Here is an 8,855-nt window from a genome sequence, read left to right as displayed (position 1 = left end):
GGCATGAAGAAAGCTCCTGGTAGACGGGTTCACGACCAAGATCACCGCATCCGCCAGGAGCTCGTGTGCTTGTCTACCCGTCTGCCATCGATCTGTCCAGCCGTACCCTGCGTCGYCTCTCCGGTCTGCTGGCRGGTCACCGACGCCGGATCGGTTCTCGCTGGCGCCGCCTGAGCTGCGGCCGGCAGGCTCTGCTCGTACTCGCCCACCTMCGCTGYGGCGACACCTACAGCCGCCTCGCCGCCGGCTTCCGGGTTGGGATCGCGACGGTCTACCGCTACATACGCGAGGCCGTCGGCCTCCTGGCCACCCTCGCCCCGACGCTGGAGCAGGCCATGCACACCATCCGCGGGAAGGCGTACGTGATCCTCGACGGCACACTCCTGCCGATCGACCGTGTTGCGGCCGACCGCCCGTACTACTCGGGAAAGAAGAAGCACCACGGGATGAACGTGCAGGTCCTCGCCGACCCGGCCGGACGGCTGCTCTGGGTCTCGGACGCCCTGCCCGGCGCCGTCCACGATCTGACCGCGGCCCGCACCCACGGCATCCCCGCCGCCCTCGCCGCCGACGGCATCAAGTGCTGGGCGGACAAGGCCTACCAGGGCGCCGGACCCGCCGTCCGCGTCCCGATCCGGGGCAAGCMCCTGCGCGGCTGGCGCCGCCGCCACAACCGCGATCACGCAAAGATCCGAAGCCTCGGCGAACGCGCCATCGCCACCCTCAAGTGCTGGCGAGTACTCCGCAAACTGCGCTGCAGCACCACGAGGATCACCACCGTCGTCCGCGCCATCGTCGCTCTCGAACTCACCAGCTGATCAAGATGGAAACGGCTCAGTGAGGTCTTCTCGGCAACGTGACGGTTGCGGTGCGTGATGACGCCGGACGGCGGGATGGTGACTCGACGTCAGACATGAGTGAAGCCCCTGATAGGAACGGGTCTGCGAAGATCACGTTCCGTACAACCAGAGGCTCCACGTGGCGTCCAGTATCACCTACACCGCCGTGCTCGATGTCCGCAGGGCAACCGCCGAGCATCTCGCGAAGCTGCTGCGCGGGCACCGCGAGCGGCTCGGGACCCGCAAGGGCACCCGCGCGCTGGGCGTCTTCAAACAGGCGGTGCTCGTGCTGCGCTGGTTCGTCGACGGTACCCGGCTGGTCCAACTCGCCCGGGACAACGGCATCTCGGTACCGACCGCCTATCGCTATCTGCATGAGGGGCTGACCGTACTGGCCGACCACGCGCCTGAGCTGTCCACCGCGCTGGAGAGGGCGGCGGCAGCCGGGTACACCCACCTCAACCTGGACGGCACGGTGATCCGCACCGACCGCGTGGCCGCCGCCGGCCCCAACGGCGCAGACCTGTGGTGGTCCGGCAAGCACAAGCACCACGGAGGAAACGTGCAGGTCATCGCGGCCCCGGACGGCTGGCCCATCTGGGTCTCCCCGGTCCGCCCGGGCCGCGAGCACGACACCACCTGCGCACGGGCCCACGGACTGGTGGACGCCCTGAACCGGCTCGCCGCCACTCTGGGCATCCCTGCCCTGACCGACCTCGGCTACGAGAACGCCGGGCCCGGCTTCCGCCATCCGGTCAAGAAGCCCAAGGGCGGTGAACTCGCCGAGCCCGACCAGGCGTTCAATGCCGTGATCCGAGGCGTCCACGCTGTCGCCGAACGTGCCAACGCCCTGCTGAAGGTCACTTTCAAGGCGCTGCGCAGGGTCAGCCTCGACCCCGCGGCCATCACTCGGATCGCCCGAGCCGCCCTCGTCCTGCTCCAGCTCGAACACGGTCGCACCATCTGAACAAAGATCACAAAACGTCACGAGACGTTACCGAGAAGAGTTCATTGGCCTGTCCCTCGCTGCTGCGGGCAACAATGATGTCCTCAATGTGCTCGCAGGTCACGTGACGTACCGGCTCGTCAGCGAGTATCTCCAGGATGGCTTGCGCAGCCACATGAACCTGGTACTCGTACCGCCGAAGCGTGACCGAACCTGAATCGTCCGGAGCAACGGTCTCAATCGGATCAGCCATGTACCCCCCCCAGCTCACTTTCCCCGGCACGCAGCGTAAGCGGTAGAACACCGGTCAGTCGATCACTTCAACTGAACTCGCGACGCACGACTTCTCCACCTCCTCCCCCGGGACACTGCCTCCCCGGCGGCGGTCTGCTCGGCACTCGCCGGCCTGGTCCCGGTCGCCGTCGTCGTCCCGGCAACGCCCCTTGTACGGCGCGATCCAGGCCGTCTCCGACGATGCCCACGGGAGTCTCCGTTCATGACCGGCTGTGGGGCCACTGCGCGGCGTTCACGCCCGGGCTGGGGAAGTTTTGCCCGATACCGGGCAGAACGGGCCGCACAGCGGCGTACGGAGCTACCTGGTGGGCTTGATCTCGACGGCTTGGGCCGGGCACGCTCCCGCCGCTGCAAGGACGCGCGGGTCCTCGCCGATGACTCACGGCCCGGGATGACTTCCCCGAAGCGCTGTTGCCGCCCGCCCCTGGCCCGGATCGAACAGTCGTGCCAGTCGGGCCGCTATCCTGCGGGTGCGGTGACGGGAAGGTCACCCGGAACAGGAACCACGATGACTACTCCCCCGCCCTCGATCACGGAGCCCGACCCGTCCGCGCTGATCTGCCCCGGTGACCGGGTCGGCCTCTGCGCCGGGTGCCAGCGCAAGACCCACAAGTACGGCAGCGGCGGCTGCCCCTTGTGCCAGTGGTGCATGGCGCCGGTGATGGAGCGGTGGGGCCTGGGCGTGCGCTACGCCAGCATGCGCGTTTAGCCGCGCCCGGCAGCCCGCTCGGTCGAGTGAAGACCGTTCGGGTGGGAGAATCTCTGCAGGCGCCTGTGCGTAGTGCCAGGCATGAGGCAGATCAATGAAGCGCATGTGGCGCTGCCAGGGCTGGCTGTGCTGGAGAGGGCCCTCCAGACGGCCTCCCCTCTGTCGCGCCATCGTGCAGTGAAGCCGCTCAGGGCCGCTCAGGCCGCATAGAGCCCGTGCCGGACGGCAGCGCGCTGCATCTTCAGCGGCTGGATTCGGCGATGCCTGCGGCAAGCTGTCCCACGACGTCCAGCACACCCTGCCCGAACGCGGTCGGCGCAACGAGGATGCCGAAGACCAGAACGACCAGCACAGTCAGTTTCTCGTCGGTGCGGCTCCGCGCCTCGGTGCGCCGGCGCAGCCGCAGAACGATGATGACTGCCAGCAGCACCGCCACATTGATCGTGAGCACGAACAGCCCCCACCGCGCGAAGAACGACTCCTCTCCAGATCTAGCCAGCACACGCCGGTAAGAAGGGCGGGGCCTCGTGAGGATGGCGGCAAATCATGCCCGACGGGCCGAATTCGCGGTCTTGTCCCCGCCGCTCGGGCCACCGCACCGGCCGGTCTCGTCCGCACCGCCCGAGACCGGCGCCGCCTCATCCGTGGAGCTTGACTCTCAACTGGCGGGCGCGATCTTGATGGCCTGCGACGGGCACGCCTCTGCGGCCGCGATGACGCGTGGGTCCTCGTCTGTGGACCCCGCCCCGGGATGACTTCCCCGTAGTCGTCCACGACGGTGAACACATCAGGCACCCGGTAGGCGCACTCTCCAGAGCCGTAACACTCTTCACAGTCGACGGAGACGGACACAAGGCACTCCTTCGGTCGACCGACTCACTACGCCCCGGCAGCACCGGCCTGGCCGCGGCGGCCAGGTAAACCGCCCACCGTGGCCGTGTTGGCCCTCGAGGAACGTGGGTGCGGTGGGCAGCGGCTGGGTAGGTGCTCGGTTTGCTGAACATGCCTGTGCCGCCATGTGGAGCCTGGCAGGCTGTGGCCGGTGAGGGGTGACTGGGTGGGGAAGTTCCTTCGAGAGCAGCGGATGTTGGCGCGGGTGCGACGGGCCGCGTGGCGGTTGGCGCAGGCCGAGAAGGAACGGGACTGGGCGCTTGCCTCGGCGCGGGCCGCCACGCCATGAGCACTCCCCCACCCCCCGTACCCGGGGCGCCTCCCTGGCCGTACTGCGCACACGGCGCAGACCCGGCTGCCGATCCCGTCGGCTGCAGCGGCGTCCACGTCCCCGGCCACACCGCATGCCTCGCCCACCTGGCCGACGTCGACCGCGATGCCTACCTGGCTGGCCTGACTCCCGGCGCCGACATCGACCACAGCGGCACCCCCTTCACCGAACCCCTTCTTGATGCCCTCCTCGATGCCCTCCGCGATCCCGCCACCGGACACCCTCGCCTCGGCTACGCCTGGTTCGATTCGGCGACCTTCCAGGACGTCGCCCGGTTCGGTTCGGCGACCTTCCAAAGCAACGCCGTGTTCTGGGCGGCGACCTTCCAGGACGAGGCCAACTTCGAGTCGGCAACCTTCCAGGACGAGGCCAACTTTAAGTCGGCAACCTTCCAGAGCGAGGCCAGCTTCGAGTCGGCGACCTTCGAGCGCCTCGCTTGGTTCGGGCCGGCGATCTTCCAGAGCGACGCCCGGTTCGATTCGGCGACCTTCCAGGGCACTGCCCGGTTCGGGGCGGCGACCTTCGAGCGCCTCGCTTGGTTCGAGTCAGCGACCTTCCAGAGCGACGCCTGGTTCCCGTCGGCGACCTTCCAGAGTGAAGCTCGGTTCAAGTCGGCAACCTTCCAGAGCGACGCCTGGTTCAAGTCGGCAACCTTCCAGAGCACTGCCCGGTTCGATTCAGCAACCTTCCAGGACAATGCCCGGTTCGATTCAGCAACCTTCCAGGACGAGGCCAACTTCGAGTCGGCAACCTTCCAGGGCAACGCCCGGTTCGAACAGGCGGTCTTCGAGCGGGCGGCCAGCCTCGGGCCGTTCGTGTGCGCCGGGCAGGTGACGCTGTCCGAGGCGGTGTTCAGCAGCCCGGTGACCCTCTCGTTCGCCGCGCGCGGCCTGGAGTGCCGGCGGACCCGCTGGTCGTCAACGGCCGAGGTGCGTCTGCGTTACGCCACGGTGGACTTCGCCCATGCGGTCTTCGAGTACCCCCTCACGATCGCCGCGGAGGCCGACCCCTTCGTGCTCCCTAACGGACAGCCGGTGGCAGAACAGGCTCTTGCCCACGCGCCCGACGCCACGGTGCGGATAGCCTCGCTGCGTGGGGTGGACGCGGCCCATCTGGTCCTCGCCGACATCGACCTGGCCGGGTGCCTGTTCACCGGGACCGTGCATCTGGACCAGCTGCGGCTGGAGGGAACCTGTTCCTTCGCCCCTGTCCCGCCCGGCATGCACTGGCGGCGCGGGCGCCCGGTGCGGTTCACCCAGCGCCGCACCCTCACCGAAGAACACCACTGGCGCGCGAACCAGCCGGCAGCAGTCCGGGGCTGGAACATGGCGGAGTCCGGCGCCGGATACGCCGGGCCGGCGCAGCTGGCGCCGGTATACCGGGCGCTGCGCAAGGCGTTCGAGGACGGCAAGAACGAGCCGGGGGCGGCGGACTTCTACTACGGCGAGATGGAGATGCGCCGCCGCGACCGCACCGGCACCCCCCGCGCCGAACGCGGACTGCTGCACGGCTACTGGCTGCTGTCCGGCTACGGCCTGCGCGCCTTGCGCGCCCTGGGCTGGCTCGCTGCCGCCATGCTCGTCACCATCGTGCTGCTGATGGGCTTCGGGCTCCCACAGGACGACCCGAAGCAGGAAGCGACCGGCACCGTGCCGCCCGGCGACGGCACGGTCACCTTCGAGATCGACAAGAACGACCCGCAGAACCCCACCGGGGACAGGTTCACCGGCGAGCGCTTCGAGAAGGCCCTGAACGTCACGCTCAACTCGGTGGTGTTCCGCTCCAGCGGACAGGACCTGACCACCGCCGGCACCTACATCGAGATGACCTCCCGTCTTGTGGAACCCGCTCTCCTCGCCCTCGCCGTCCTCGCCGTCCGCGGACGCATCAAACGCTGACCACCCACCACCGGGTGTTCAGCAAACCGAACACCCGGCCACTACCCACCATGCCGACACTCCCTGAGGGCCGTGCTGCGCGAGTCTTTCGCCGTAGGTCCGGGCTGAGTGGGGTGGTTCCCTCGTTGGGCAGCAGGCGAAGCCCTACCGCGCCGTTCGTCGGACGTCCAGGATCGGGCCTGCTCGACCGCGCTTGCACGGCGCCCTTGGGCGTCCTGGATGGCTGGCGGGCGGTGTGGTGCCCTCCGGGTGCCGTCCGACGAGGGGGCCGCACCGCGACCCACCACCATCTCCACCACTCACCACCCGCACCCAAGACCCCTGCCCACCCCCTCCTCAGGGTGGCCGGGGTGTGGGGCAGAGCCCCGCGCAATGACCCGTGCCCGGCTGTGACCTGATCTGTTCCCACCTTCCTTGATCACTGCGTGTGCCCTTTCCCTGACTCGTTGTCAGTGCCCCCTGTCATCATGGGCGGTTGCGCAGGGAGTTGATACGAGGGGGAGGCTTGTATGCCTTGGGTACGGCCATACGTGCGCTCTGACGGGACACCGGTTCGCGGGCATTCGCGGTGGGCTCAGGGTGCACGACGAGAAATGATGATCTTCGGCGTCGTGGCCTTGGCCGTGGTCGGGATGGGCAACGGGGATGTCTCCGCAGGGGGCAAGGGGGCTCCGCGGCCGCAGTCGACGGTGCAGTATCCGATCCGGTTCGACGACGTCCCGGCCATGCGGGTCCAGAAGCCGCAGCCCACGGTGTCGTACCCGATCCGGTGGGAGCGGTGACCCGGCGGCGGCCGCCGGCGCGGCGGCGTACGCGGCGGCCCAGCAGGAGGCAGCAGCAGAGGGACACTCAGCTGATCGCCTTCGTCGTGGTGGCGGCTGCGGTCGTCGGCCTGGTGGTGATGGTGGTCAACTGGCTGCTGGCGCACTGGTGGGTGCTCGTCGTGGTCCTGGTGCTCGCCGTGCTGGCGGGTGTCGGCTGGCTGTACAACCGGCAGCAGCAAGCGCAGTGGGAGGCGGTGCGGGCGCAGGGCCTGCGCTACGGGCTGCCCCAGCTGGACGGACTGCATTACACCCGGTTCGAGGAGGCGATACGGGACCTGATGTACCGGGACGGCTGCCGGGATGCCCAGCGGGTCGGCGGCCGCGGGGACCTGGGCGCGGACGTGAAGGCCACGGATCCGTTCGGGCGGCGCTGGGTGATCCAGTGCAAGCACCGCCGCAACGGCGCTCAGGGCTCGGCGGTGGGCACGCCGGATCTGCAGGTGCTCAACGGGTCGGCCCGGCAGGTGCACGGCGCGGACGTCGCGGTGATCGTCACGAACGGCCGGGTGACCGGTCCGGCCGTGGTCTTCGCCAAGCAGCAGCGGCTGCACGTCGTCGACCGTCAGACGCTCGGCGTGTGGGCGGCGGGCTCTCGCCCGCTGTGGGAGCTGCTGCGGGCGGTGCCGCCCCCGCGTCGGCCAACCTCTTTGAGCTGAAAAGAGCCGCTTCTGCGGTTTTCGCGTCGGGGTGCGGGGCTCGCGGTCGGGTGTAGGCCGGAAGGCATGAGGTATCCCGATAGTAGCGGCCTGAGTGCGCCCCAGCGTGACCAGCAAGAGCAGGTCCGCTTCCAGGCCGCCGAGGTGTTCGCGCAGGGGATGCGGCCGCCGCAGGTTGCCGAGCGGCTGCGTGTCTCGCAGAAGTCGGCCCGGGCCTGGCACGCCCAATGGCGCGCGGGCGGGATCGAGGCGCTGCGTTCGAAGGGGCCCAGCAGTCGGCCCAGCCGGTTCAGGCCGCAGGGGCGCCCGGAGCCGGCCGCCCTGCCGGAGCAGGGCCCCACGGCGCACGGCTGGGTCGAGGACCAGCGCCGGACGCCGGCCCGGGTGGCCACCGTCATCGGCCGCCGCCGGCACGTCTGGCTCAGCGTGCCGCAGACCTGGCGGCTGCTGCGGCAGATGGGCTTCACGGCGCAGGTGCCGGTGCACCGGGCCGCCGAACGCGACGAGCAGGCGGTGGCCACCTGGGTCAAGGTGGGGGTGCCCCGCTTGCGGGGGAGTCTGGCCGGTGGTGGAACGACGGTGAGGGAGCAGGGCGCCTGGCTGTGCTTCCCCGACGAGTCCGGCCTCGTCCTGACGCTATGACAGGAGCAACGCACTCCGACGCGAAAACCTCAGTTGCGGTCAGCCAAGCCGGGTATGCCCTGCTCGGCGAAGCGGCTCCGCCAGGTGCTGAGGCTGCTCCCTTGGAGTGGACACCCTGACAATGGATCTTGAAGGTCCAGGAAGGGATGCCCAGGTGGGACGCCAGTCTCCGTACCCGGAGGAGTTCAGGAAGGATGCCGTCGCGCTGTACCGCGCGGCCGGCGGGAAGCGCACGTATGCGGTGGTGGCCGCCGAACTCGGGATCACCGGGGAGACACTGCGGACCTGGGTCCGCAAGGACGCCGCCCAGCAGACATCTGAACGCCGCGTGGGCGGGGGCGGTGAGAGCCCGGTCGAGGAGCTGGCCCGGCTGCGGGCCGAGAACGCCCGGCTGCTGAAGGCGGAGAAGGAGTGGCAGCTGGAACGCGAGATCCTGCGCCGGGCGGCTCAATATTTCGCGAAGGAGATGTGCGCCGTGAGGTGCTGATGGTCCGTACGGAGGTGAGAGACCTGCGTCAACTGCCCTGTCGTGGCGGGGTGGTGAAGCTGAGGGCAGCCTGATCTGGGTGATGCCGAGGAGGGTGGCAAGCGGCCCTGACAAAGCCGGGACGTGCCAGCACTGCCAGATGGTGCGGGTCCGGCGAGCGAGGTGGAAAGGAGTACGCGAGGAACCGTCGTCATTACGTCCCTCAATGCGAGACCGGCTCGARCCTGGCGGATCTGGGCCGGGAGCGGTGCGCAACCGCCGCCGAAGGCGGCGGGGAACTCCTTGGGTGGTTTGTCTCTGCTGTCCGGGAGGCCATGGGGAAGGCCCACGGCGTACTC

The 8,855-nt window shown here is 69.2% G+C and carries 9 protein-coding genes and 1 pseudogene; 8 read left to right on the top strand and 2 right to left on the bottom strand.

Annotated features, from left to right (window positions below; genetic code table 11):
- Positions 1–65: 65 nt before the first annotated feature.
- Together DIZ27_RS43730 and DIZ27_RS43725 are read left to right on the top strand one after the other, a co-directional pair.
- The gene (locus tag DIZ27_RS43730) at positions 66–818 is read left to right on the top strand and encodes a transposase family protein (RefSeq protein WP_109383820.1); all 753 of its coding nucleotides are present in this window, start codon (positions 66–68) and stop codon (positions 816–818) included.
- Between the two features lie 160 nt (positions 819–978).
- On the top strand, positions 979–1,806 hold the full coding sequence (locus tag DIZ27_RS43725) for a transposase family protein (protein WP_109383819.1): 828 nt from the start codon (positions 979–981) through the stop codon (positions 1,804–1,806).
- Between the two features lie 7 nt (positions 1,807–1,813).
- On the opposite strand, the gene DIZ27_RS43720 is transcribed toward DIZ27_RS43725, so the two are convergent.
- A complete protein-coding gene (locus DIZ27_RS43720; RefSeq protein ID WP_146229144.1) occupies positions 1,814–2,038 on the bottom strand; it encodes a dsDNA nuclease domain-containing protein in 225 nt (74 codons plus the stop codon).
- 549 nt (positions 2,039–2,587) lie between these two features.
- Here DIZ27_RS43720 and DIZ27_RS43715 point away from each other — a divergent pair.
- On the top strand, positions 2,588–2,788 hold the full coding sequence (locus DIZ27_RS43715) for a hypothetical protein (protein WP_109383817.1): 201 nt from the start codon (positions 2,588–2,590) through the stop codon (positions 2,786–2,788).
- Positions 2,789–3,029: 241 nt separating this feature from the next.
- Here DIZ27_RS43715 and DIZ27_RS43710 read toward each other — a convergent pair whose 3' ends face one another.
- Positions 3,030–3,239 (bottom strand): hypothetical protein, encoded by a 210-nt coding sequence (locus DIZ27_RS43710; protein WP_109383816.1) that lies wholly within the window; start codon positions 3,237–3,239, stop codon positions 3,030–3,032.
- 725 nt (positions 3,240–3,964) lie between these two features.
- On the opposite strand from DIZ27_RS43710, the gene DIZ27_RS43700 reads away from it, so the two are divergent.
- The 5 genes and pseudogenes from DIZ27_RS43700 to DIZ27_RS43680 all read left to right on the top strand — a co-directional run.
- Positions 3,965–5,908 carry a pentapeptide repeat-containing protein gene (locus tag DIZ27_RS43700; protein ID WP_109383815.1) on the top strand — a complete coding sequence of 648 codons (1,944 nt, stop codon included), beginning with the start codon at positions 3,965–3,967 and terminating at the stop codon, positions 5,906–5,908.
- Between the two features lie 593 nt (positions 5,909–6,501).
- On the top strand, positions 6,502–6,690 hold the full coding sequence (locus DIZ27_RS43695; protein WP_258308893.1) for a hypothetical protein: 189 nt from the start codon (positions 6,502–6,504) through the stop codon (positions 6,688–6,690).
- Positions 6,687–7,388: a restriction endonuclease gene (locus DIZ27_RS43690; RefSeq protein ID WP_109383821.1), complete on the top strand. Its 702-nt coding sequence runs from the start codon at positions 6,687–6,689 to the stop codon at positions 7,386–7,388. The genes DIZ27_RS43695 and DIZ27_RS43690 overlap by 4 nt, the downstream gene beginning before the upstream one ends.
- 66 nt (positions 7,389–7,454) lie before the next feature.
- Entirely contained in the window at positions 7,455–8,030 is a 576-nt protein-coding gene (locus tag DIZ27_RS43685; RefSeq protein ID WP_109383813.1) for a winged helix-turn-helix domain-containing protein, read from the top strand.
- Between the two features lie 154 nt (positions 8,031–8,184).
- Positions 8,185–8,495: pseudogene (locus DIZ27_RS43680) on the top strand (transposase); the annotation flags it as partial.
- Positions 8,496–8,855 lie beyond the last annotated feature (360 nt).

It is taken from the genome of Streptomyces sp. NWU339 (assembly GCF_003143855.1).
Lineage (GTDB): Bacteria > Actinomycetota > Actinomycetes > Streptomycetales > Streptomycetaceae > Streptomyces.
This window is presented reverse-complemented; position numbering and strand designations above follow the sequence as displayed.